This window comes from Exiguobacterium sp. OS-77 (genome assembly GCF_000414195.2).
GTDB lineage: Bacteria > Bacillota > Bacilli > Exiguobacteriales > Exiguobacteriaceae > Exiguobacterium_A > Exiguobacterium_A indicum.
Genome location: NZ_DF239008.1, coordinates 1567580 through 1589241, shown reverse-complemented (window position 1 = coordinate 1589241; position 21662 = coordinate 1567580). Strand labels below are relative to the sequence as shown.

Here is a 21662-nt window from a genome sequence, read left to right as displayed (position 1 = left end):
CAGGTTTCAACTATTATGTTCCGGGTATAACTTCTTATCAGCAGCTTGCTGCATGAAAGAGAGGGATTTTTATGCTTGAAACACGCATCGTACGAAACATGACCGCTGTCGACGCAGAAGTGACGAGCCTCAAATCAAGTGGCTATTCGAATAAACAGATTTACATCTTTGCCAAAGACGAAGAACTCGCGGAACGGATCGCGAATGACACACAGACGTTACCATACCGCGTGACGAAGAAGTCGTTCTTTGAGACGTTATTATCAGCCGTCCGGAGTAACCGAAATGACCGGATTGCTCAGTTGTCCGAGCTTGGCATGACGAAGGATGTCGCTGAGGATCTAGAAGAAGAAGTCCGACACGGGCGGATCGTCATCGTCGGTTCGAAGTCCGATTTACTGAATCCAGCGTTCGCGGCGTCTTACGTGACGGATGAAGCAACCGATTATGGTGCTGGAGTTCCGAAACTTGAAGACGAGGAAACGACGACGACGTTACCAGCCGATCAAAACGTCAAGTTAAAAGATGAATGATACATAAGCCTCCTGTTTCTCAGCGTAGAGACAAGAGGCTTTTGTTTAGCCTTCTCATGGAAGGGAATGGGAAAATTGAGAGGAGGAAAGACGATGCAATTCTTATACGTTGGTTATTATGATGCAGACCGAATGGATGTTTTATCGAAGGAAGAGATCGATGCTTTGATGTCGCGTTGTGATGCGTTGATGAACACCTTCAATGAACAAGTCGATGTCCTATCAGACTGGCACCCGGGTCTTACGACACAAGCATTTTACTGGCAAGATGGGGTCGTACAGAAGAAAGTAGAGCCGGATCGAGCGCATGGAGAGCAGATTGGCAGTTTGATTGTCTTTGAAGCACGTGATTTGAATCATGCGATGGAACTGGCTTCCCTTCATCCGACGACTCAAGTCGCAGAAGGGGAATCTTACGGTTGGCGCGCAGAAGTCCGTCCATTATCAGGTACCTCTTGATGTATGGATTATGGACGACATTTACGACTCAAACCGGACAACGCGACCACGTCATCGCCCTGTTACTTGAAGCTGCGGCTTCTTTAGAGACTCATCCGAGTTGTCTGCACTACATCATCAGTATTTCTGACGAATCGGATGTGCTACATGTCCGTGAAATCTGGACGGATGCCGCTGCACACCTCGCGTCTTTAGAGTTACCGGTGACGCGGCGTTTGATTACGCAAGCGCGTCCATTGCTCGAGCATGTTGAACGCGTGCTCGAAGACCACCCGCTCGGTGGCAAAGGACTCATGTAAACCAAAAACCCCTCCTCTAGTCGAGAAGGGGTTACATGCTGTTAGGTTGTCGTCCACTGGATATCGATGACGTCCGACGATCGCACCATCCGGCGCATACCTGTCGATGTGACGAGTTCAATCGTTCCGCGGTCATGAAAAATCGCTTGGATCGAACCGGATACCGTATCGAGTTGTTTTAATCGGACGTGGACCGTCTGTCCGGTCCGGACTGCACGTTCCATGATGTGTTGTAAGGAGAGGCGATCACGAACGATCGTCTCTTCGCGTGATTGATACAGATGTTCAAGATGAAGGATATGCTGGCGTGAAGTCAGTTGTTTCCACTTGCGATTCGATCGTTTTTTAGATGCGAACATGGCTGACCACCTCCTGAATTGAGTCGTACGCTAGATAGTCGTGCGCTCTGCTTCAGTTATTTCCCTTCACGAACAGTGCTTAAACACGTGCTCCTGACATTTTTTCACGAAACGCCTCGATTGCGGCAATCGCCTCTTGATCGTGCTCGACCTCACCTGGTGCATTCCCTTCGGCAAGAATCGCTGTCTCAAGCGTTGCGCCAAGGAACGATGCGATATGCTCGAACTGCGTGACGAGTGCTTGTCCTTTGACGCGTGGATTATCTCCTCCGACCGCAATCAAGTGGAATCGTTTCCCTGCCATCCGACGTTTGAATTCAAGTTCTTCATCGCGCAGTGACTCGCTGAATCGGTCAATGAATAATTTCATCTTCGTCGACATCGAGTACCAGTAAATCGGAGTGATGAACAGGATGTCATCGTGTTCAAGCATCTCTTCGACGATCCGGCGATAGTCATCGCCAATCGGCAAAAAGCCTCCGTGATGACGGCGGTCTTCAATCGGCTGAATCGAGACGTTCGCCAAATCGACAGCAACATGAGGGATTCCTTTCAATGCTTGTTCCCCGAGCCATTCACTGTTTCCTTTACGTGAGCTACCAAAAATCGTATACATATCGTGCATCTCCTTTTGAATTCGATTGTTCTATTCTATTCCAAACTGCACTGTCAATACACCGATATGCTCACAATTGGTTTTGAATAAGGGTTTTGCGGAAAAAGACAAGAAGACGAAAAACAAATAGGGGAGGAACAGTCGAATGGAGAGAAGCACGCTCATTGCGCTAGAAAAACACTTATATGCCATCCACCTCGAGATGGATGGACTGGCGCGCCTCATTACGAAACAATTAATTCATTTGAGCCAAGTGGCTGCATCCGTCGAACATTTTCGACGGATGAGCTTTGATATCTATAAACATCGGACGTCACTCGAGCAGATTCCGTCACAAGTCTTGTATGAGACGGCACTCGACTACGAAGACTGGCTCGAGGAAGAGTTTGATGAGATTCCTGCTAGCTGGCAGCTGGCAACGAAAGAAGAAGAGGCACTCGAGCAGCTTTGGTGGTTCGAATTCTCACGAATTCAAGCGGAGCTTGAAGAATGGCTCAGTCTCTATCTGATTCGCCGGATTCGAGAAGACGTTCGTTACATGCCACCGGTGATCGAGAAAAATGCCTATGCTTTATCAGAGGATGCCCGCCATGTCTTTTGGCGCCTCTTACAACGCTCCGTCGCGAAGCCTTCATCAAAGATTAAGGCGAACCAACTGTCATGTCGGATGGGCATCGCTGAGATTGCCCGCTGTGCCCGACTTAATCAAGACCGGACGCGTCGTGCGATTGGTGAACTGACGCGTCGTGGTCTGATTGCGATCGAGGAAGATGATGAGAAGCTAAAAATGCGGCTCCGCCTTCAAGTTATCTGATTGAAGGCGATGAATCGTTCGATCATCCGTTCATCTCGACGTGCGGATGGACCAATCCAAATCAGGTGACCGGGACTTTTCGATTCAATGAACTGCGCGTGAGGAATACTCCGTCGTGCGTGTTCGGCATGCTCGAACGGAACAGCACGGTCTGACTTCGAATGGACGATCAAGACGGGACACGTGACGGCTTCAAGCCGTTCTCGTTCGATGTCTTGTGTGATATCAAACAAGACACCTCGCCCAGGACCATTTTGAAGACCAACTTCATATAATAACGACGCATCCGTCTCACTAATGTGGGTACGGATTGTTTCGCGTGGTAACAGACTCGTCATCTCGACCATCCGAACTGCTGCTTCTTCAGGAAACTTGCGTATCTTATCCTTCACATACGTCCAAAGCCCCCACTGGATGAACTGTAAAGGACGTTGTAAGACCGGTTGGATCAGAAGACGATGGTACGGCAGGGAAATCCGGTGCGTCATCGCACACGCTAAGACAAGGGCATGGACGCCTGGATCCATTCCAGCAAGCGCGATTGCCGTCGGTCCGCCGGCAGAGATGCCATAAACGGTGTAATGTTTAATCTGACGGGAAGCTAGCCACTTAGAATAGAATGTTGCGAGCGCCTCTGGACTATCAGCGAGCTGAAGTGGGGTTTGTCCGTACCCGGGGCGTGACGGTACGATGACGCGATATCCTGCCGCGATTAACTTCTCGACATGGTAGACTTCTCGGTAATCCGATTGTGTACCATGAATTAATAAAATGACGGGACCACTCCCGCTATCCCGGTATTCAAAACGCTGACCGTTCCATTCTGCGATATAATGCATCCCAATTCTCCTATCTCTTAATTTTTACCATTTTATTGTTAATCTCGTGTTTATTTTCATGTATACTGTAAAGTATAACCAAACCATTGTGACTTAGGAAATGAGGATGCGTAGTGTCTAACGAAAAATTAACGAACCGTGACCGCTTACTTGCTGTACGAGAAATCTTCGAACGTCAGTCGGATGAAGACCATACGTTGACGCTTGAGCAATTGAGCACGGAACTCTCGAAACGAGGACTGATCGAGAAGCTATCCCGAAAATCGTTGAAGGATGATATTGCGGCACTTGCCAAATCAGGTTTTGACGTCGTGGCGGAAGAGACGAAGAATGGACTTGCCATTCCGTATCATCTCGTCAGTCGTCCCTTTGAGCATCATCAACTCCGATTGCTGGTCGATGCCATCGCCAGTGCGAAGTTTATCTCGGAAAGTGAGACGACGTCGCTCGTTCAGACGATTCAGTCGTTGACGAGTGATAAGATGGCGGAGTCTCTCCAGCCGGTACTACATACTGTCAAAAAACCAAAAGGAATGACGTCGCGCTCGATCGATACGATCCAGAAAGCTATCAGTGATGAGTTCGTCATCAGTTTCCAGTATCAAGGAAAGTTTAACGAACGGACGCGAAAGTTCGAGTTACGGAAAGATGGCGAGCATTACCTCGTTTCTCCGGCTCACCTGTTGATGGATAACGGAAATTACTATTTGATTGGACGTGATGAGCGGATCAAAGAGATTCGGACGTACCGGGTCGACCGAATCGTCAATTGTAAAGCGTTTGAACCGATGGAAGAACCGGTCCATGTCGAGCCGAGTTACTTAAGTAACATGTTCAACATGTATGGGGGAGAGAACGAGCAATTGACGCTTAAATTTCAGGAAAGTCTAATGCCGACCGTCGTCGACCGGTTCGGAACGGATATCCGCTGCCGTCGTCTCGATGACCTCTGGTTCGAAGTCAAGGTCGATGCGCTCTTTTCCGACGGGTTCATGATGTGGCTGATTCAATTCGGCAATCAGGCGGAAATCATTGCGCCTGTCGAACGCCGGGAGACATTCAAGAACAAGGTGGCAGGTCTTGCGACGATGTATCAAGTCGAAACACCTGCTCTTTAAGAGTTGAAGCAAGGTTCACTTGACCGTGGATCTTGCTTTTTTTAATTGTCGAGAAAAAAACTTTTTGTCGTTTTTTGTCGGATATTCATATTTGAATATTTTAAGCGAATAGTTCCAGTTACTATTAAGGATATCTGATACTTATGTAGGAGGAACGACATGCAACAGATGGAAAAAAGCCAATCAAACGGGATGCGGAAACTAGCTACTTTCCTCTTCTTCGTTTGTCTATCCTATACATCGTGGTACTTATTCTCACTTTTTGTCTTTCATCTCGTGTTTCCAGAAGATGTCGCGACATCCTTAGATATCGTCGTATTCGGATTCAGTCCGCTCGTCGCTCTTGTTGTCACCATCGGCTCGTTACGCTTGATCGAACGACGCATGAAACCTAAATTCACACCGCTTTTATTGATCGGATACATCCTTTCGACAAGTGTGCTGATTTATTACTCACTTGCTAACGAACTTCTGCCCCGACCGTGACTTGCAACTCCCTAACAATTGGCATATGCTACGCTTATAGCTTGCTAGGTAAGGGGGGATACGATGAACGCACAGTATATCCTCGACTGGATGCCGCTCGTGATTCCTGTCGGTGCCATCGTCTTTATTGTCGTCATTGCGCGTAAGGCTTCAAAAATCGATGCTGAAAAGTAAGGAGACTCCATTCAGGGAGTCTTTTTTTATTGGATCCTATTGTTACTTTATTCGCACGATTTCCCTATTGTGAAAAAACATAATGTCATCCATTTCTATGGTATAAAGGAACTAGGCGAAAGACCTAATATTAGGAAATCATGGAGGGACAGATGAGACAAAGAACCGTCATGACTTTACTTGCACTCAGTTTACTGCTTACCGTATGTATGATGAAAAAAACAACGTTGACGCCAAAGGCCAGTACCATCGATCTCACCATCGCTGTCGTCGGAAAGGCTCCAGTACTTACGCAATCCCCGGACTTCCACTCGATTGATCTGCAGGATATCAAAAGGGATTTACGACGTTACGATGCCGTCATGATCATGCCGGAGTACTTACATCAGGCATCGGGACGTGACTATGCCACCGTCTACCGGAAAGCACAGATTCCGTTTTTCTTCATCGGCTCTCAAAAATCCGTCGAACCGTTTCTTGATCCGAGTCTCTCCTATGAGGAAAGCATCTCGGTGCCGAATCCGACGTTTGCGGCTGGTATGCTCTATGACGATACACAAGAGACGACCTGGTTGTTCGGTGAGGGGATCGAACGACCGAATCGTTCAGAGCAACTGAAGATCTATCAATCAATCTTTCAAACGATTGAACAGAGTCACCTAATAAAGTAACGCTTACATGAAAACAGACCGAAGCGCTCGGAAGTACATCCATTTCCGAGCGCTTCGGTCTATTATTCGTCAATCGACTTGTTTCGTCGGGGCTAAGACGATTTCTCGAATATTGACGTGTTGTGGTTGCTCGAAGGCGAATAAGACGGTGTCCGCGACGACTTGCGGATCGAGACCACCGTCAATCGACTGTTTCCATTCGTTGTAGCCGTCCTTGATCGCGTCACTTGTCGTATGACCGAGTAATTCCGTCTCGACGACTCCTGGTGCGATCGTCATGACGCGGACACCGTGAGAGGCGACTTCACCCCGGACGTTCTCACTCATCGCGTGGACGGCGAATTTCGTGCCGACGTATGCGGCGTGGTCGGCGAACGTCTTTTTACCGGCAATCGAACTGATATTGATGATCGTACCGGTCTTCCGCTCTACCATCGAGGGAAGGACGGCTTGCATCCCGTGTAAGACACCGAGCGCATTGACGTCAAACATCTCTTCCCATTCTTCCGCTCCTTGCGTCTCGATTTGACCGAGTAACATCCGTCCTGCATTGTTGATGATCGCTTCGACCGGTCCGAACGCTTCCGTCGCGTCTGCTAAAGCAGCATCGAGGGCAACTCGGTCGGTGGCTGCGACTTGGCGAATCAAGACATCATCTGAAGCAAGGCTCGCCAGACGGTCAATCCGTCGTCCGAGCAATAAGACACGGTATCCTTTTTGAATGAACGTTCGCGCAATCGCATGCCCGATTCCTGACGTTGCACCTGTGATGGCAATGAATCCTGTTTTCATGATATCGTCTCCTTATTTGATATGATAGATTGAAGATAACAGAGGGAAACCAATCCGAGAAGTACGCACTTTTAGGTCAGTCGGTTACCTTTTGGTAAGGGAGGGGACGGTATGCCGTATCTAAATGAGTTCGATGCGACGATGCGTCAGATTCAAGGCAAGTGGAAAGTTATGATCTTGTACGAGCTGCACGAAGAAGGGACAGTACGTTTTAATACACTGGAGCGTTATATCCAGGACGTCTCACCAAAGACGCTGACGCAACAGTTGAAACAACTCGAACAAGATGGCTTGATTACACGGACCGTTTACCCGGAGATTCCACCCCGCGTCGAATATGCCTTGAGCGAAAAAGGAATCTCTTTGATTCCCTTACTTGATGCGATTTGCGACTGGGGTCTTGCGACGACACCACGCAACCAATTGATGCGCACGTTATGCGACGAGGAAGCCCCCGCTCCATGAGCAGGGGCTTTTTGTTAACGTTCGATTTGTTCCCGTACTTGACGGCGGAACGTCTGGATGTCGTAAGCTGGTTCACTTGGACTGAACTCGATTCCGTCAATCAGACGCGCGTTTGGTGACGCATCCGGGAACTCGATCCGTGTCAGCCATTCAAGCGTCGTCTCTTCATGGCGTCTTGGGAAGGCTTGCTCGAGTTGAGAGGCAATCTTCAGAAGCGGATGATGACTATGCCGCTTTGGCGCATGCGCCCGTACCTGCTTGGAGTGCTTGACGGTTTGTTCTCTTTCGATTGCTATGACTTTTCGCTTCCGGATGACATAAAGCGTAACCGCAACTAAGATCACGGTCAGAAGCGTCGTTGCGATCCAAATCCAATCCGGTGTTCCTGCCTGGACGGCAGCTTGATCCACGTCTTGAACACCTTTGATATTCTTTAGCCCCATTGCCCGGTTCGTCATCGTGTCCGCTTCTCGACCAAGTGGTTCCGTCCAAAGGAATAATGAACCGAATGCTTCAAATAGCGGACGAATCGCACTCGTGACGGATCCGACGAGCGCTTCTTTCGTGAGCCGGAAGACGACAGCGATGATCAGCCCCGCGCTGAGGACTAACGCGATCGTCGGTAAGATACGCCGCCATTCTGTCATGTACGTGACGACGAATGGATACGCAATGACGAAGACCAAAATTAAAAATGCGCCAATCGGTGGTGTCACTCCTGGGAACAATACCATCACGACGCCGATGACCATCGCACTCGTAGCGTATCGCCACGGCGAATCGACCGTATCAAGAAACGCGGTCCAGGCGACGAAGACGAGCGCTAAGACGCTAGCTACGGGAGAGAGGAAATATAAGGACCCCGCTACGAGTAGCTGTAATCCGATGCGAAGCGAACGATGCGGCACGAAGGCAAGTGCCGGAAGAGCGAGCGCGAGATAGAACGGAACCGGTAACAGACTCGCAAGGAATATCCACCAGAGAATCATGCGCTCACTCCTTTCTGCCGGTGACCGAGATGGATCTCCGCCGTCGTCGACGGTACACTACGTTGCAATCGTTTCGTGAAGTACCGGCGTTCGAGCGGTAGATCGTATTCGGAAATCCGAGCAAGGCATTCCATCGTCCGTAGGAATTGATGTTTTCCCATACCAGACGGAACATGGTACCACTGCCCGGATCGGTTGACCATCGAAATCCAGAGGCTGTAGGAAGCCCCTTGTTTCTCGAGTTCACGGATGATCGTCGCGGCACGCGATAATAGTTTCTCGAAGTCCGAGCGGAGAGCGAGTCCGTCTGCGGACAAGCCATCGACGATGACGGCATAATCATGGTTACGTTTCCGGTCATATTGATACGAGTACAGTTCATTCGTCTTCGCATAAGCGGACCAGTAGATCGACTTCGCATCTCCGGAGTAGGGAACGACGGAGTGGAAACTCGAGCGATCGGTGAACGGACTCGAGCGATCAATCGTCTCACCGGGAATCATCCGTTCATTCCACTCGACCGACGCTGGTGCAAAGTCAGGGAAGACGTGACCCAGCTCTTGGATATCAAGCGTCACATAGATTGTGATCAAATGAAACGGATCCGAGATCATGACGTCAAACGACTGAATTCGAATCGTTCCCCGGTGAGCGGCAATGACATCGATTGAAAACGGTACAATCGTCTGTTTGCTGACATATAAGTGTTGACGCCAAAATTGACTACTCGCATCAGGAAGCTTGATCTGATCCCCGAGCAAGCCAGAAATCGTGATGCGACCGAGTGGTAACTTCGTTGGGTTCGATAACTCGAACGGTATCTGGATCGTTTCCTCTCGAAAAGCGCGAACGGTCTCAAGGAGGCGGACGCGAATCCGCTTCGCAACGTATTCGAGATAATACGGCATCACCCAGCCATATAATGTATAGGCGAGTAATAAAGTCGCAATCCAGACAGGACCATAGAGACCGACGATGACGCCGCTTGCACCTGTCATCGTAAGAATGATGAGGTTAAAGCCTTTTGGTATGATCAATTGCATGATTACACCTCAGTTGGAACAGTGAGTGAATCGAGGACTTGCTCGACGAGACGTTCGTTCGATAGCTTCAGCGTCGCTTCGAGCGTCAAGACGAGACGGTGGGCAAGCAATGGCGTCGCCAAGTGCTTGACGTCCTCTGGTGTGACGTACGTCCGCTCCTGCATCCAGGCCCGTGCTTTCGCGGCTTTTAAGAGTGCGAGCGTCGCTCGTGGACTCGGTCCAATCTCAACGTCACGATGGGCGCGGAGTGCGTCACAGACATCGAGTAAGTAGTTTTCGACGCTATCTTCGATCGAGACGGCGATGACTTCCTCTTTCCAGTCATTGAGTTGTTCGAGCGGAATCTGTAGTTCGGCTGCTGTTAAGTGTGCTCCACGTAATAATGCCTTCTCCGCCTGACGTGTCAGCGGAGCGAACGACAACTTGAACAAGAAACGGTCGAGTTGGGCATGCGGCAGTGGGAATGTGCCGTGTCCATCGAATGGATTTTGTGTCGCGATGACAAGAAAGTGTTGCGGTAACGTATAGGAGGTATCCCCGATCGTCACTTGTCCTTCCGCCATTGCCTCGAGCAATGCTGACTGTGTCCGTGGCGTCGTCCGGTTAATCTCATCGACGAGGACGATGTTCGCAAACAGCGGACCAAACCGTTGTTCGAACGATCCTGTCAGCGGGTTGAACAGCTCCATCCCAAGTAGATCGGTCGGTAACGTATCCGCTGTACATTGAATACGTGAGAACTTCGCTTCGAGTGTCTGCGCTAGTGCTTTTGCTAGTGTCGTCTTACCGGTCCCCGGACGGTCTTCGAGCAACACATGACCTTCTGCGAGCAAGCCCATCAATAAATGATCAATCACATCGTCCTGACCAAGGACAGATTGTTTGAGTGATGTACGTAACGTTTGAAACATAGATGATTCCCCCTTTAAGATGCATCGTATTTCTAAAGTGTACGAAAATTCAGAAAAAACTGCTAGTGATTTTCCAGGAATCACGCATAAAGAAATACGTCTATCTTTTATACTACCAGTTTCATCCAAAAGTTTCGTGAAATATCAAAAAAATTGAAACAGGATTATGAAGTTACTTAGCGAATAGAAGGATATAGTCATTAGAATAGGGGGGATGGACAGATGAAACTACATACTACCGAATCGAACTCTACTCTAAACCAGCAACAGGACGTTGCTCACAGTCCTATCGACGAGTATCAACGGATTGTTGCTGGAGGACCTCCGAATCGCCGAGCCTTTGCCGCGATTCGTCGGCTCCCATTCGCATTACGTTTGCTGACGTATACGATCGGTTCCTTATTCACAGCAGGCATCCTCGCTGGACTCGTCATCAGTCTACTCGGTTAAAAAAGACTCCCTCAGCATTCCGAGGGAGTCTCATCATTCTTCAAAGAGATCATCCATCAACTCGGAGATCTCTTTTTTACGTGCGTTCGTCTCATCGCGTAAGATCCGAATCGAACGTCCGGTCCAGTCAAGTCGGTCGCCGATCGTTGCCTGGCGCGGTAAACGACTTTTCGGTAACGTGATTGTCTCGCGTTCGTCGGTTTCGCAAATCGCTAGATCGTCTTCAAAATCTGCTAGGGTCAATCGCATCTGATGCACCTCCACGTCTCGTTATTCCGGTCGTAAATCGGTCCGGTTCGATTCCTTGATGCCGTCACCGGTCGAAATATACTGAATCGTTCCACTTTGATCGGTCCGGTCAATCGTAATCCGTTCTGCTTTCAGTTCCTGTAAAACGGAGGGACGTGGGTGACGATAAGCATTATCCTGCCCGGCTGAGATCAAGGCTCGCTTCGGATCAACGGCTTGTAGGAAGGGCAGGGAGGACGATGTGTCTGCTCCGTGATGCCCAAGCTTCAAGACATCGGCGCTAAGATCGGCATCCGACTCGAGCAATTGTCGTTCCGTCCGGATCGGAGCGTCACCCATGAAGAGGAACCGGTCCTGTCCATGTTCGACCCGCAGAACGGCACTCCAACTGTTGAGATCCTGCGTTCCGTCCGTTAGGGGCGCAAGGAACGTAAAGCGTGCAGCTTCACTCGGGATCTCAAGACCTGCCTTAACCGACTTGATCGTCACCCCTTCGCGTTTGACGGCAAAGAGGAAATCGCGGTATGTCTCTGTCGTATGCGTGACACGCGGGGCATAGACGCTATCGACTGGAAAGGCATCGAGGACGGTATCAAGTCCACCGATATGATCGGAGTCCGGATGTGTCGCAATGACTGCTGTTAAGCGTTTGACACCCAATTCTTGCAGGTAGCGGACGACATCCTCACCTTTGCCGTTATTCCCGCCGTCAATCAAGATTGCGTCTTCCTTCGTCCGGATGAACGTGCTATCTCCTTGACCGACGTCAAAACCGTAGACCTCCATTTGTCCCTCTGTTGGGGCAAGGGGCTCTTCGTCCCGTGTCGTATAGAAGATGACGATCAGGCAGAGTGCTAACAGAATCGTTGATCCCCATTTCAACATGTCGGTTCCTCTTTCTCGAACAGATACAGCATGCCGTTACGCGGATGACCGAACCGTGGCCCCCGGTAACCGCGCCGTTTCAAGGCAGCACGCATTAAAATCATCATACCGCCATGCCCGACGAGTAAGACCCGTTCATCATCCTCGAACATCAGTTGATTCAACAGGACCTCAATCCGTTCATTCGCTTCCTTGATCTCCGCTTGAATCCGTTTGCTGAACGGGGCTGCGAGTCGACCGAGGACCGCCCAGCCAAGAAACGGTAACCGTAGATTCGACTGAATCGTCGGAAACGGTACTTCCCGTAGTAGATCCGTCACGATGATCTCTTTATCGTAGACACTCTTCGCCGTCTGGACGGCGCGTGGCATGCTACTGGCATAACAGACCGTCCAGTCAATCTGACCAAGCTCGACCGGTTGAATATCGATGTCTGACGTATCATACCGTTCAATCCATTTTTCAATATCGCTGGCGCTGATCCAGCCTTTTGTCGGGTATCCTTCCGTCACCCGGTGATGTCTCACTAATCCAATTTGTTTCATGCTTCGTGCGACGGTCAAGACCGTCTCCCTCACTTTCATTCATCATTTAGAGTGCGGCGCGAATCGCCAGTCCACATAAAATCGCACCTAAGATACTGAGCAAGCTCCCGATGATGTAATATTCCGCAAAGCGGCGATCTTCAAACTGTTTAAAACGGGCCAGTGCCTTCAAGGCAATGATGAAGCCGATGGCTCCGGTTGCGTTCGTGACGACGAGCAGGGTAATGATTGCCCGTTCGACGAGACCGATATAACGTCCGATCCCGTTTAATTCCGTCGTATAACTGCGGGCAGAATCTTCGACTTCATGTGTGACGGTCCGTGAGACGCCGTCGAGTTGCTCTTTACGTGTCACTTTTCGCTCGAAATGTGCTTCGATCAAGCGCGGAGCAAATGGTGCGAGCATCAAAGCAATCCCGTGACCGAGTAACTCTGTCGTCACTAAACTAAAGCACAGAATCCAGAGGACCTGCTCAGGTCGCCCGAACGACAATGACCAATCAATCGGAACGAACACCCATGTCAAGGCAATGATGGCAGCGATATGTAACGCTTGATCGATCCAGTACGCCGCTGCTTGCTTGACGCGACGTTTGAGCGGGGAAGCATCGAGTAGGGCGTGAAACACGAGAATGCTCCCTCCTAGCCATCCGGCGATGTCGAGGGTCAACTGCCCTCGGATGACGAAGAACGCGAGGACAAGTAGCATCAGAGACGCATGGACGGCAAGATGTTGGAACAAGATGCGTCGGTGTCGATGTTTCAGTTGCGCCATCCGTCTCGTCTGTAATGGAAAATCAGCAAGTAAGTGGACAAGGATAAGGCTAAGTAAGACAGTCACCGAATCGCCTCCCAGACTTGGAATTGCTCCAGTGCCTGTGCCAAGGCAGCTTCAAGTCGCTTGCGTTGCTTACGCTGCGAGCGAGAGACGAGTTTTGCGACATTCGCGCGAGCATCTTGTTCCTTAAAGCCCATCTTTAAACCGATCTCTTCATACGTATCATCCGGATATTGATCCATCAACCGGTGCAACTCAATTTGACGGTCCGTCTTCCCGAAATACGCCGGATAGAGCATCTCAAGATAACCATTCAGCAGGGCGGTCGGTAAGTAGGGCGGTCCAGCAAAGGCGATCTGTGACGGAAGCGTCTTCGCCAATTCCTGTGCTTCAAAGGCATGAATGATCGCACTGCCATTGGCTTCTTCAGCTTGGGTCGTTGAAATCGTCTCATATTGACCAAATCCGATCCCGATGTAACCTGGTAATTCTTGATTCAATAAGTGCAGCATGACCGGATAACTGACCGGATAATCCGCAAATACCGCCAGTAAGCTATCACCGGATTTGATTTGGAACGGAACGATACTCGTAGGAAATGCCGTATTCAGATCGTTCGCGAGTTCTCGGAGCGCTTGAAGTAATGCTTCTTTGCTCGGATAATCGCGGGAGCCTTTGACATCAAACGACAAGGCAACAGCTTGCATGACGATTCCTCCTGTTCATTTGTTGCCACAATCATGGAAACATTTGATTTGTTACCGTTAAAAAGGTAACATTCGCGGTGTTACTGTTATTAGAGTAACAAAGAATGAAGAAGAAGACCAACAGGACGATAGACCGATTTTTAGATGACAGGGGGGATGAATGAATCTGACCAGGAAATCATTTTTTTATTCAAGTTAACATAACATATATTATCAATAGTCATAAGATTTTGTCTCATAATCAAGGTAAACTTAAGATAGTGAGACAAAACAAAAAAACACGGAATTAACCGTGTTTTCGACAATCATACGGACGTGTCCGTTCTAATCGATGAATCAAACGATCCAGGAATATATGATGGCGGCGTTCAAGTTGCGTGATCCGTTCAAGTGGCAACCACGCGAAATCAAAGAAATCACCGCAATCCTGACCGTCACCAGCCACACAATGCGTCCAGCGGTTCTCTTGGCATTCGATGTGCGCATGGTAGAAATACGTGTAATGCACCCGCATTCGCTCCGGATAGCGCATCTCTTCTTCGCCGATGTACTGGACGGATGCTAACGAGAGACCACTTTCCTCAAGCGTCTCACGGACAGCCGCTTCTTTTGCGATTTCAGCATCTTCGATCGTACCTGCGGGGATCTGCCAATCACTCTCAGGAGCCGATTGTGGATGAAAAACAAGTAGTTCCCATCCGTTAGGTTTTTCCCGAGTGATATAGATTGCTACTTTTTCGCGACGTCTGAATTTCATCTTCATCACCTCTCCAAGGTCGGCAGATTGCACAACAAGCAGCTAAAGGGACGGTCCCGTAGCTGCTTGATCAATTGACGCTATAAGCAAAGCTGCGGAGACGCGTGACCCGACGCTTGTTCGTGACGAATCGTGACCTGACTATTTCTTCTATTGTAGCCGTTATTGGTCAGTGTTTCAATTTGTAAACGATATTTATAGCGATAAATCTCAAAATTCCGAGCATTCGTCTCAAAATTCCCCCTCTCCTGCCCCGCTAGATCTAAAAAAGCTCCCCCGTTATCCGGAGGAGCCTCGTCTTATCGTGTATACCAGTCGAGTAAGGGACCGAATTTCTCTTCATCGTAGGCAAATGAACCGTTCGATAAGCGGTCGAGGAACGATAACGAACCGATTTGGATCGTTTTTTCCTGCTCTTTTCCGCTGAGGACCAATTCTTTCGCTTGTGTGACGTCGATCAATGCTGCGACTTGGTGTGGTTTCGATTTCAAGTCACGGAGCAACTGTAAGCCACGGAGCGCACGGCTCGAGACTTGGAACTGATCCGCGAGGCGCATCTTCTTCAAGGCACCCCGTTGCGTCAAGAGGACGATCTGTGGTGCTTCCTTGAAGCCAATTGCACCCGCGACGACATCCTGATCCTTCAGGTTGATCGCTTTAACACCAGCTGCCCGGACACCGACGACTGGAACGTCGTCTTCCGTGAACCAGAGACCGAAACCGTTCTGTGTTGCAAGGAACAGCTCCGTTTGACCCGTTGAGACCTGAGCATACAAGACTTCGTCGTCTGCCTTCAAACGGACACCTTGAAGTGGTTTTGACTTCCGCTGGGCGTTGTAGTCACTCAGTTTCGAGCGTTTGACCATCCCTTGACGAGTCACGAACAAGCAATGCTGTGCTTCGTCGAACGAGCGGACGAGATCCGCCGAGAGAACCCGGTCACCCGGTTCGAGTGGAACGAGGTTCGCGACGTGTTGACCGCCATCTTTCCACTTCGTATCCGGCAATTGATGGACCGGAATCAGCAAGTAATTCCCGCGAACGGTCCAGACGATCAAGTGATCCGTCGTCATCGCTTGCCCTTGGAGCAATGGACGATCCTGTTCCTTCAAGTCCGGTAAGTCGTTCGAGGCACCGAATGAACGGAGCGACGAACGTTTGACGTAACCGTTTTTTGACAGGAAGACCATCGTTTCTTCGACAGCGATCATGACTTCCGTCTTCAGCTTCAGTTCTTCAACTTCCGCTTCGATCGTCGAGCGACGTTTGTCCGCGACTTGATCCTTCAAGACTGTCAATTCCTTGATGATCAGACGATTCCGTGTCTTTTCATCGTTAAGGATCTTCTCAAGACGAGCGATTTCCTTCTCGAGTTTCGCAGCTTCTTCCTGCAACTCGACGATATCGGTATTCGTTAACCGGTAAAGTTGAAGCATAACGACGGCTTCCGCTTGGCGATCCGTGAAGTTGAAGCGCGCGATCAGCTTCTCCTTTGCGTCCGCTTTGTTCGACGCAGATCGGATCAAGGCAAGCGTCTCATCGAGGACAGAGATTGCTGTCATCAAGGCAGAAACGACTTCCTGACGGCGTTTCGCTTGTTCGAGATCAAACGCTGTCCGGCGGATGACGACTTCCTTGACGTGTGCAAGATACGCATCAAGTAGTGTCAAGACGCCCATTTGCCGCGGTGTCCGTTCATGGATCGCGACCATGTTGTAGTTATAGGCAATTTGTAAGTCAGTCTGTTTGAGGTAGAAGTGTAAGACACCTTCTGCGTCCGCTTCCTTCTTCAACTCGATGACGACCCGTAAGCCGTCGCGGTCGGTCTCATCACGGACTTCAGCGACACCTTCGACCTTTTTATCAAGACGGAGTTCTTCCATCCGTTTAACGAGATTGGCTTTATTGACCTCATACGGGAGCTCCGTGATGACGATTTGCTGACGACCACCCCGCAGTGTCTCAATCGTTGAGCGCGAGCGGATGATGACTTTCCCGCGTCCTGTCTCGAACGCCTTCTTGATGCCGTCAAGCCCTTGAACAACACCACCAGTCGGGAAATCAGGACCTTGCATGTGCGTCAACAAGTCATCGACGTTCTGGACCGTACCGGAAATCCGACCGATTGCAGCATCGAGGACTTCTCCCGCGTGGTGCGGTGGAATCTCGGTTGCATAACCGGCGGAAATCCCCGTCGAACCGTTCATCAGCAAGTTCGGCAGGAGTGACGGTAAGACGAGTGGTTCTTCCGTCGTATCATCGAAGTTCAGCGTGTAATCGACGGTTTGTTTGTTGATCCCGTCGAGAATCAGACTCGAAACTTTTGATAAACGGGCTTCCGTATACCGCATCGCTGCCGCGCTATCGCCGTCGATTGATCCATTATTCCCTTGCATATCGATCAACGGGTAACGCAGTTTCCACTCTTGGCTCAAGCGGACCATTGCTTCATAGACCGATGAATCACCGTGCGGGTGGTAGTTACCGATGACGACACCGACCGTCTTCGCCGATTTCCGGTAAGCACGGTCAAACAGGTTGCCTTCCGTATGCATCGCATACAAGATACGGCGTTGAACCGGTTTCAGACCATCCCGGGCATCCGGTAAGGCACGATCTTGGATGATATATTTCGAATAACGACCAAACCGGTCGCCGACGACTTGCTCGAGCGACAGGTTCAGGATGTTTTGTAGATTAGACATGTTCGTTCACACTCTCTTTCGTCACGTGCTCATTCTCGATGATCGAGAGGTCTTCCGCGAGACCGAAGGCGACATTGTCCTCGATCCACGTTCGGCGGTGCCCGACGTTATCGCCCATGAGGACAGAGACGCGTTTTTCCGCAACAGCAGCATCGTCGATCGTGACCCGAATCAACGTCCGTGTCTCAGGATCCATCGTCGTTTCCCAGAGCTGTGGTGCATTCATCTCCCCAAGTCCTTTGTAACGTTGGATCATATAACCTTTACCGAACTTCTTCGTCGTTTTCTTGAGCGTCTCTTCGTCCCAGACATATTCGAACTTCTCCGATTTGCCTTTTCCTTTTGAGACACGATAGAGCGGTGGTAAGGCAACGAAGACCTTCCCGGCGTCGATCAACGGGCGCATGTAGCGGAAGAAGAACGTCAATAACAAGACTTGGATGTGCGCGCCATCGGTATCGGCATCGGTCATGATGATGACTTTATCGAAATTACAATCCGACAAGTCAAAATCGGCTCCGACACCGCCGCCAATCGCGTGAATGATCGTGTTGATTTCTTCATTCTTCATGATATCAGCGAGTTTCGCTTTTTCCGTATTCAAGACCTTCCCACGGAGAGGAAGGATCGCTTGGAACGTCCGGTTCCGTCCTTGTTTCGCAGAACCACCGGCAGAATCACCCTCGACAAGGAACAATTCATTCTTGTCCGCGTTTTTCGAAGCAGCAGGTGTCAGTTTTCCGTTCAAGATGCTCGAGCGTTTCTTCTTTTTCCCGTTTCGTGCTTCTTCGCGGGCTTTGCGTGCTGCTTCACGAGCTTGCGCTGCGCGGATCGCTTTTTTGATCAACAGCGTCGCCGTTTGCGGGTTCTCTTCCAAGTACGTCGAGAGACGACGACTGATGACAGCGTCACAGCTCGTCCGTGCTTCCGGTGAACCGAGTTTCGACTTCGTTTGTCCTTCGAACTGAAGGAATTCTTCCGGAATTCGGATCGAGACGATCATCGTCAACCCTTCGCGAATATCATTTCCGTCAAGGTTCTTATCCTTTTCCTTCAAGAGCGTGTTCTTTCGGGCGTATTCATTCATGACCCGCGTCATCGCCGTCTTCGCACCGACTTCGTGTGTTCCACCGTCGCGTGTCCGGACGTTGTTGACGAACGACAGGACGTTTTCCGAGTACGCATCCGTGAACTGGAAGGCGATATCGACTTCGATCTCGTTTTCCGTACCTTCGAACGCGACCGTCGGATGAAGCGTATCTTTATCATCATTCAAGTACTGGACGAATTCGCTGACACCGTCTTGGTACTGGAAGATGTCCTGTTTATCGGACCGTTCGTCCGTCAGCGTAATCTTCAGACCTTTCAGCAAGAAAGCGGATTCGCGTAAGCGTTCCGCGAGCGTATCGTAGTTGTATGTCAACGTACTGAAGATCGAGCCATCTGGTTTAAAGTAAACGCTCGTTCCTTTTTGACGCGTCGTACCCGTTTCAAGCAACGTCGTCTTCGGCATCCCACCGTTTTCAAACGTTTGCTCATATTGTTTCCCGTCACGGAAGATCGTCACTTTCAGATCCGTTGACAAGGCGTTAACGACCGACGCCCCGACGCCGTGTAAGCCACCAGACGTCTTATATCCACCTTGACCGAACTTACCACCAGCGTGAAGGACCGTGAAGATGACTTCAGCAGTCGGTTTTCCAGACGCATGCATCCCCGTTGGCATCCCACGTCCATGGTCACGGACCGTGATTGCATTATCTTTATGGATCGTAACGTCAATTTGTTCCCCGAACCCTGCGAGTGCCTCATCGATCGCGTTATCGACGATCTCGTAGACGAGATGGTGAAGTCCACGGTGATCGGTTGAACCGATATACATACCTGGGCGCTTCCGGACTGCTTCGAGTCCTTCGAGCACCTGTATGGCATCATCATTGTAGTTATTTAAGTCTGTCGCCATTCATTTCACCTCAAAATTCGAAAGTACGACGTCGTTTTTACAAACGTTCGTTCGTTATTTCGAGTAGTCTGTCTCTAATTGTAGGCATCTTCTTGCTTCCTGACAAGCATAACCTGTAAAGCGCATGAAAAAAGACACCTTCACGAACGGGTGAAGATGCCTGAAATCGTGCGATGACTCACAGATATTGATGCTCGATTTTGATGCAACGATTCTCAATATATGGAATACCAGCACCAAGTGCGAGACTTTCTGCTTCGACACTCGAGAGACCAAGCTGATTCCAAATCATCCCGACGTCACCGTGAGCAACAGCATCTTTGGCGACATCCGCTAAAAACTCAGACCGACGGAAGACATCGACGATATCGATGTGTCCTGGAATACTTGCGACGCTCGGATAGACTTTCTGACCGTTCCACTCGTTTAATGTCGGATTGACTGGAATGACTTCGTATCCGTGTTGGACTAAGTAGTCAGCAATCCAGTTCGCGGTCTTTCCGGAATCACTCGAGACGCCGACGACGGCAATGCGTTTCGCATCCTTCAAATATTGACGTGCTTGTTGATCGGTAATCATCTAGAACTCCCCCTTATGAAAATAACTCTTACCTAACACTCTATACCCGAACCGAGATGAAGTATGCGAAATCGAGCACGTTTTCGACGTTTTTCAGAAATCGTCTTGAAATCAAATGAGTCGACCGATGACCCGTCGAACGACTTCTCGATGCAACTGAGAGCGAAATTGAATATTCATTCTTTTTTGATGATTGAGGTGACATAATACTATTATTGTCATTAAAGAGAATGTTGTAGCTCAAAAACGATAAAAATAGGTTGAATTCTCACGTGCATCGAGTTGATCAACGACCCGCCTGATACCTTGTCGATGCAACTGAGAGCTCCCTGTCTGACAATTTAACGTTGCGTGAAATAACTATTTCACGCAAACAAGTGTCTGACGCACCAACGTTTGGTATACTACCACTAGAGGGGTGATTGTCGGATGAGTTTATTTAAAAACCTAGGAAAAACGATACATAAAACGACCGTTTCGGCTACAGCACCAGCGATTCCCGGTTATGAGCGGATGCCACGCTTCATTCAGTCCTATTTGGATCAGTTAGCAGCAAAACATTTCTCGTTAGCGACGATGCGTCGCTACGTTTACGACTACGAAGCGTTCTTTCAATTTGTCGCTGCAGCGTCAGGTGAAGAAGTAACGGCGCGGGATATTCCACTCGAAGCGTTCGTCGAGATCGACGCAGCAGGAATCGAAGCTTACGCTGAATACCTTGCCTTAACGAAACAAAATGCACCAAGCGTCATCAATCGGAAATTATCAGCATTACAGTCGTTATTCCGTTATTTGGTCGATACAGGTCAGCTGTCGGAAAATCCGGTCGCCAAAGTCAATCGTCCGAAACAAGCAAAACGGGAACCGGTTTACCTGACGAAACGCGAGTGGGACGAATTGATTCAGTTGTTACCGTCAAACGTCGAGATGAATACCCGGGAAGCTTCGCATTATGAACGAGACCGCGTCCGCGACGTGACGTTATTCCAACTGCTCGGCTATAGCGGGATGCGTCTCAGTGAGATGACTCAACTCGTCTGGAACGATGTCGATTTCCATGAAAACACGCTCCGCGTCATCGGAAAAGGTAACAAAGAACGACTGATTCCGCTCGCAAAACCAGCCCGGATCGCCTTACGTAAATACGCGATTCATTATCAGATGCCAACGAGCGGCGCCGTGCCTGTCTTTCAAAAACATGGGAAACCACTCAGTCCACGGGCAGTCCAGCATATTTTGCAGCGGCACACGGAACGATTAAAGCCAGTCCTGCCCTTTTTAGAGCGCAAAAAAATTACACCGCATAAATTGCGGCATACGTTTGCGACACGTCTTGCGACCGGTGGGGTCGATGTTCTGACGATCCAGCAGTTACTTGGTCATGAATCCGTCGCGACGACACAAGTCTATGCCCACATCGGCGATTCGGAGAAAAAACGCGCCGTCGATTTATTCGATGGTGAACGATAATAACA

At 49.7% G+C, this 21662-nt stretch carries 26 protein-coding genes; 10 read left to right on the top strand and 16 right to left on the bottom strand.

Features of this window, described 5'->3' with window-relative positions; all coding sequences use genetic code 11:
• Nucleotides 1-71: 71 nt before the first annotated feature.
• The 3 genes from EXG77_RS07975 to EXG77_RS07965 all read left to right on the top strand — a co-directional run bounded on the left by EXG77_RS07975 (nt 72) and on the right by EXG77_RS07965 (nt 1291).
• Nucleotides 72-533: a general stress protein gene (locus EXG77_RS07975; RefSeq protein ID WP_035397370.1), complete on the top strand. Its 462-nt coding sequence runs from the start codon at nt 72-74 to the stop codon at nt 531-533.
• A 93-nt stretch (nt 534-626) separates the two neighbouring features.
• Entirely contained in the window at nt 627-992 is a 366-nt protein-coding gene (locus tag EXG77_RS07970) for a YciI family protein (RefSeq protein ID WP_035397368.1), read from the top strand.
• Nucleotides 992-1291 (top strand): putative quinol monooxygenase, encoded by a 300-nt coding sequence (locus EXG77_RS07965; protein WP_035397367.1) that lies wholly within the window; start codon nt 992-994, stop codon nt 1289-1291. The genes EXG77_RS07970 and EXG77_RS07965 overlap by 1 nt, the downstream gene beginning before the upstream one ends.
• A gap of 41 nt (nt 1292-1332) precedes the next feature.
• On the opposite strand, the gene EXG77_RS07960 is transcribed toward EXG77_RS07965, so the two are convergent.
• Both EXG77_RS07960 and EXG77_RS07955 read right to left on the bottom strand, forming a co-directional pair.
• Entirely contained in the window at nt 1333-1650 is a 318-nt protein-coding gene (locus tag EXG77_RS07960) for a hypothetical protein (protein WP_023468315.1), read from the bottom strand.
• 79 nt (nt 1651-1729) lie between these two features.
• Nucleotides 1730-2266 carry a flavodoxin family protein gene (locus EXG77_RS07955; protein WP_035397365.1) on the bottom strand — a complete coding sequence of 179 codons (537 nt, stop codon included), beginning with the start codon at nt 2264-2266 and terminating at the stop codon, nt 1730-1732.
• 145 nt (nt 2267-2411) lie between these two features.
• Between EXG77_RS07955 and EXG77_RS07950 the strand changes: the two genes are divergently transcribed.
• Nucleotides 2412-3080 (top strand): hypothetical protein, encoded by a 669-nt coding sequence (locus EXG77_RS07950; protein WP_029341707.1) that lies wholly within the window; start codon nt 2412-2414, stop codon nt 3078-3080.
• Here EXG77_RS07950 and EXG77_RS07945 read toward each other — a convergent pair.
• Nucleotides 3068-3919: an alpha/beta fold hydrolase gene (locus EXG77_RS07945; RefSeq protein ID WP_035397363.1), complete on the bottom strand. Its 852-nt coding sequence runs from the start codon at nt 3917-3919 to the stop codon at nt 3068-3070. The genes EXG77_RS07950 and EXG77_RS07945 overlap by 13 nt on opposite strands.
• Before the next feature lie 113 nt (nt 3920-4032).
• Here EXG77_RS07945 and EXG77_RS07940 point away from each other — a divergent pair, with 113 nt between their 5' ends.
• The 3 genes from EXG77_RS07940 (at nt 4033) to EXG77_RS07930 (ending at nt 6368) form a co-directional block, all read left to right on the top strand.
• Nucleotides 4033-5037: a YafY family protein gene (locus EXG77_RS07940; protein ID WP_035397361.1), complete on the top strand. Its 1005-nt coding sequence runs from the start codon at nt 4033-4035 to the stop codon at nt 5035-5037.
• Nucleotides 5038-5196: 159 nt separating this feature from the next.
• Entirely contained in the window at nt 5197-5523 is a 327-nt protein-coding gene (locus EXG77_RS07935) for a hypothetical protein (protein ID WP_035397360.1), read from the top strand.
• Between the two features lie 326 nt (nt 5524-5849).
• A complete protein-coding gene (locus EXG77_RS07930) occupies nt 5850-6368 on the top strand; it encodes a hypothetical protein (RefSeq protein WP_052017122.1) in 519 nt (172 codons plus the stop codon).
• A 69-nt stretch (nt 6369-6437) separates the two neighbouring features.
• On the opposite strand, the gene EXG77_RS07925 is transcribed toward EXG77_RS07930, so the two are convergent.
• Nucleotides 6438-7160, bottom strand: coding sequence for an SDR family oxidoreductase (locus EXG77_RS07925; protein WP_035397359.1), 723 nt, complete (start codon nt 7158-7160; stop codon nt 6438-6440).
• Nucleotides 7161-7271: 111 nt separating this feature from the next.
• Between EXG77_RS07925 and EXG77_RS07920 the strand changes: the two genes are divergently transcribed.
• Nucleotides 7272-7625: a helix-turn-helix domain-containing protein gene (locus tag EXG77_RS07920; protein ID WP_023468323.1), complete on the top strand. Its 354-nt coding sequence runs from the start codon at nt 7272-7274 to the stop codon at nt 7623-7625.
• Nucleotides 7626-7639: 14 nt separating this feature from the next.
• On the opposite strand, the gene EXG77_RS07915 is transcribed toward EXG77_RS07920, so the two are convergent.
• Genes EXG77_RS07915 through EXG77_RS07905 form a run of 3 tightly spaced genes read right to left on the bottom strand, consistent with a single transcriptional unit; the run spans nt 7640 to nt 10568 of the window.
• Nucleotides 7640-8614: a hypothetical protein gene (locus EXG77_RS07915; protein WP_023468324.1), complete on the bottom strand. Its 975-nt coding sequence runs from the start codon at nt 8612-8614 to the stop codon at nt 7640-7642.
• The gene (locus EXG77_RS07910) at nt 8611-9657 is read right to left on the bottom strand and encodes a DUF58 domain-containing protein (protein WP_035397357.1); all 1047 of its coding nucleotides are present in this window, start codon (nt 9655-9657) and stop codon (nt 8611-8613) included. The genes EXG77_RS07915 and EXG77_RS07910 overlap by 4 nt, the downstream gene beginning before the upstream one ends.
• Before the next feature lie 2 nt (nt 9658-9659).
• Nucleotides 9660-10568, bottom strand: a complete 909-nt coding sequence (locus EXG77_RS07905) for a MoxR family ATPase (protein WP_023468326.1) — start codon at nt 10566-10568, stop codon at nt 9660-9662.
• A 222-nt stretch (nt 10569-10790) separates the two neighbouring features.
• Here EXG77_RS07905 and EXG77_RS07900 point away from each other — a divergent pair, with 222 nt between their 5' ends.
• Nucleotides 10791-11018 carry a hypothetical protein gene (locus EXG77_RS07900; protein WP_023468327.1) on the top strand — a complete coding sequence of 76 codons (228 nt, stop codon included), beginning with the start codon at nt 10791-10793 and terminating at the stop codon, nt 11016-11018.
• A gap of 33 nt (nt 11019-11051) precedes the next feature.
• On the opposite strand, the gene EXG77_RS07895 is transcribed toward EXG77_RS07900, so the two are convergent.
• The 9 genes from EXG77_RS07895 to EXG77_RS07855 all read right to left on the bottom strand — a co-directional run bounded on the left by EXG77_RS07895 (nt 11052) and on the right by EXG77_RS07855 (nt 20187).
• On the bottom strand, nt 11052-11267 hold the full coding sequence (locus tag EXG77_RS07895) for a DUF3006 domain-containing protein (protein ID WP_023468328.1): 216 nt from the start codon (nt 11265-11267) through the stop codon (nt 11052-11054).
• 21 nt (nt 11268-11288) lie between these two features.
• Complete coding sequence (locus EXG77_RS07890; RefSeq protein ID WP_238987928.1) at nt 11289-12152, bottom strand: ComEC/Rec2 family competence protein; 864 nt, start codon at nt 12150-12152, stop codon at nt 11289-11291.
• Entirely contained in the window at nt 12146-12697 is a 552-nt protein-coding gene (locus EXG77_RS07885) for a histidine phosphatase family protein (protein WP_035398499.1), read from the bottom strand. The genes EXG77_RS07890 and EXG77_RS07885 overlap by 7 nt, the downstream gene beginning before the upstream one ends.
• Nucleotides 12698-12743: 46 nt before the next feature.
• Nucleotides 12744-13538, bottom strand: a complete 795-nt coding sequence (locus tag EXG77_RS07880) for a DUF3307 domain-containing protein (RefSeq protein ID WP_035397354.1) — start codon at nt 13536-13538, stop codon at nt 12744-12746.
• Nucleotides 13535-14182, bottom strand: coding sequence for a hypothetical protein (locus EXG77_RS07875; RefSeq protein ID WP_035397351.1), 648 nt, complete (start codon nt 14180-14182; stop codon nt 13535-13537). Before EXG77_RS07875 ends, EXG77_RS07880 begins: the two co-directional genes overlap by 4 nt.
• Nucleotides 14183-14468: 286 nt before the next feature.
• Nucleotides 14469-14939 (bottom strand): NUDIX domain-containing protein, encoded by a 471-nt coding sequence (locus tag EXG77_RS07870; protein WP_230088538.1) that lies wholly within the window; start codon nt 14937-14939, stop codon nt 14469-14471.
• A 299-nt stretch (nt 14940-15238) separates the two neighbouring features.
• A complete protein-coding gene (parC, locus tag EXG77_RS07865; RefSeq protein WP_035397349.1) occupies nt 15239-17644 on the bottom strand; it encodes a DNA topoisomerase IV subunit A in 2406 nt (801 codons plus the stop codon).
• Entirely contained in the window at nt 17637-19607 is a 1971-nt protein-coding gene (parE, locus tag EXG77_RS07860; protein WP_023468335.1) for a DNA topoisomerase IV subunit B, read from the bottom strand. Before parE ends, parC begins: the two co-directional genes overlap by 8 nt.
• Nucleotides 19608-19785: 178 nt before the next feature.
• Nucleotides 19786-20187, bottom strand: a complete 402-nt coding sequence (locus tag EXG77_RS07855; protein WP_023468336.1) for a CoA-binding protein — start codon at nt 20185-20187, stop codon at nt 19786-19788.
• A 429-nt stretch (nt 20188-20616) separates the two neighbouring features.
• Here EXG77_RS07855 and EXG77_RS07850 point away from each other — a divergent pair, with 429 nt between their 5' ends.
• The gene (locus tag EXG77_RS07850; RefSeq protein ID WP_035397346.1) at nt 20617-21657 is read left to right on the top strand and encodes a tyrosine-type recombinase/integrase; all 1041 of its coding nucleotides are present in this window, start codon (nt 20617-20619) and stop codon (nt 21655-21657) included.
• The last annotated feature ends 5 nt before the right edge of the window (nt 21658-21662 follow it).

What these genes read in the sequence shown, in the direction of transcription:
- EXG77_RS07975 (WP_035397370.1), top strand. Translation starts at nt 72, where the DNA reads ATGCTTGAAACACGCATCGTACGAAACATGACCGCTGTCGACGCAGAA.
- EXG77_RS07970 (WP_035397368.1), top strand. Translation starts at nt 627, where the DNA reads ATGCAATTCTTATACGTTGGTTATTATGATGCAGACCGAATGGATGTT.
- EXG77_RS07965 (WP_035397367.1), top strand. Translation starts at nt 992, where the DNA reads ATGTATGGATTATGGACGACATTTACGACTCAAACCGGACAACGCGAC.
- EXG77_RS07960 (WP_023468315.1), bottom strand. Translation starts at nt 1,650, where the DNA reads ATGTTCGCATCTAAAAAACGATCGAATCGCAAGTGGAAACAACTGACT.
- EXG77_RS07955 (WP_035397365.1), bottom strand. Translation starts at nt 2,266, where the DNA reads ATGTATACGATTTTTGGTAGCTCACGTAAAGGAAACAGTGAATGGCTC.
- EXG77_RS07950 (WP_029341707.1), top strand. Translation starts at nt 2,412, where the DNA reads ATGGAGAGAAGCACGCTCATTGCGCTAGAAAAACACTTATATGCCATC.
- EXG77_RS07945 (WP_035397363.1), bottom strand. Translation starts at nt 3,919, where the DNA reads ATGCATTATATCGCAGAATGGAACGGTCAGCGTTTTGAATACCGGGAT.
- EXG77_RS07935 (WP_035397360.1), top strand. Translation starts at nt 5,197, where the DNA reads ATGCAACAGATGGAAAAAAGCCAATCAAACGGGATGCGGAAACTAGCT.
- EXG77_RS07930 (WP_052017122.1), top strand. Translation starts at nt 5,850, where the DNA reads ATGAGACAAAGAACCGTCATGACTTTACTTGCACTCAGTTTACTGCTT.
- EXG77_RS07925 (WP_035397359.1), bottom strand. Translation starts at nt 7,160, where the DNA reads ATGAAAACAGGATTCATTGCCATCACAGGTGCAACGTCAGGAATCGGG.
- EXG77_RS07920 (WP_023468323.1), top strand. Translation starts at nt 7,272, where the DNA reads ATGCCGTATCTAAATGAGTTCGATGCGACGATGCGTCAGATTCAAGGC.
- EXG77_RS07915 (WP_023468324.1), bottom strand. Translation starts at nt 8,614, where the DNA reads ATGATTCTCTGGTGGATATTCCTTGCGAGTCTGTTACCGGTTCCGTTC.
- EXG77_RS07910 (WP_035397357.1), bottom strand. Translation starts at nt 9,657, where the DNA reads ATGCAATTGATCATACCAAAAGGCTTTAACCTCATCATTCTTACGATG.
- EXG77_RS07905 (WP_023468326.1), bottom strand. Translation starts at nt 10,568, where the DNA reads ATGTTTCAAACGTTACGTACATCACTCAAACAATCTGTCCTTGGTCAG.
- EXG77_RS07900 (WP_023468327.1), top strand. Translation starts at nt 10,791, where the DNA reads ATGAAACTACATACTACCGAATCGAACTCTACTCTAAACCAGCAACAG.
- EXG77_RS07895 (WP_023468328.1), bottom strand. Translation starts at nt 11,267, where the DNA reads ATGCGATTGACCCTAGCAGATTTTGAAGACGATCTAGCGATTTGCGAA.
- EXG77_RS07890 (WP_238987928.1), bottom strand. Translation starts at nt 12,152, where the DNA reads ATGTTGAAATGGGGATCAACGATTCTGTTAGCACTCTGCCTGATCGTC.
- EXG77_RS07885 (WP_035398499.1), bottom strand. Translation starts at nt 12,697, where the DNA reads ATGAAACAAATTGGATTAGTGAGACATCACCGGGTGACGGAAGGATAC.
- EXG77_RS07875 (WP_035397351.1), bottom strand. Translation starts at nt 14,182, where the DNA reads ATGCAAGCTGTTGCCTTGTCGTTTGATGTCAAAGGCTCCCGCGATTAT.
- EXG77_RS07870 (WP_230088538.1), bottom strand. Translation starts at nt 14,939, where the DNA reads ATGAAATTCAGACGTCGCGAAAAAGTAGCAATCTATATCACTCGGGAA.
- parC (WP_035397349.1), bottom strand. Translation starts at nt 17,644, where the DNA reads ATGTCTAATCTACAAAACATCCTGAACCTGTCGCTCGAGCAAGTCGTC.
- parE (WP_023468335.1), bottom strand. Translation starts at nt 19,607, where the DNA reads ATGGCGACAGACTTAAATAACTACAATGATGATGCCATACAGGTGCTC.
- EXG77_RS07855 (WP_023468336.1), bottom strand. Translation starts at nt 20,187, where the DNA reads ATGATTACCGATCAACAAGCACGTCAATATTTGAAGGATGCGAAACGC.
- EXG77_RS07850 (WP_035397346.1), top strand. Translation starts at nt 20,617, where the DNA reads ATGAGTTTATTTAAAAACCTAGGAAAAACGATACATAAAACGACCGTT.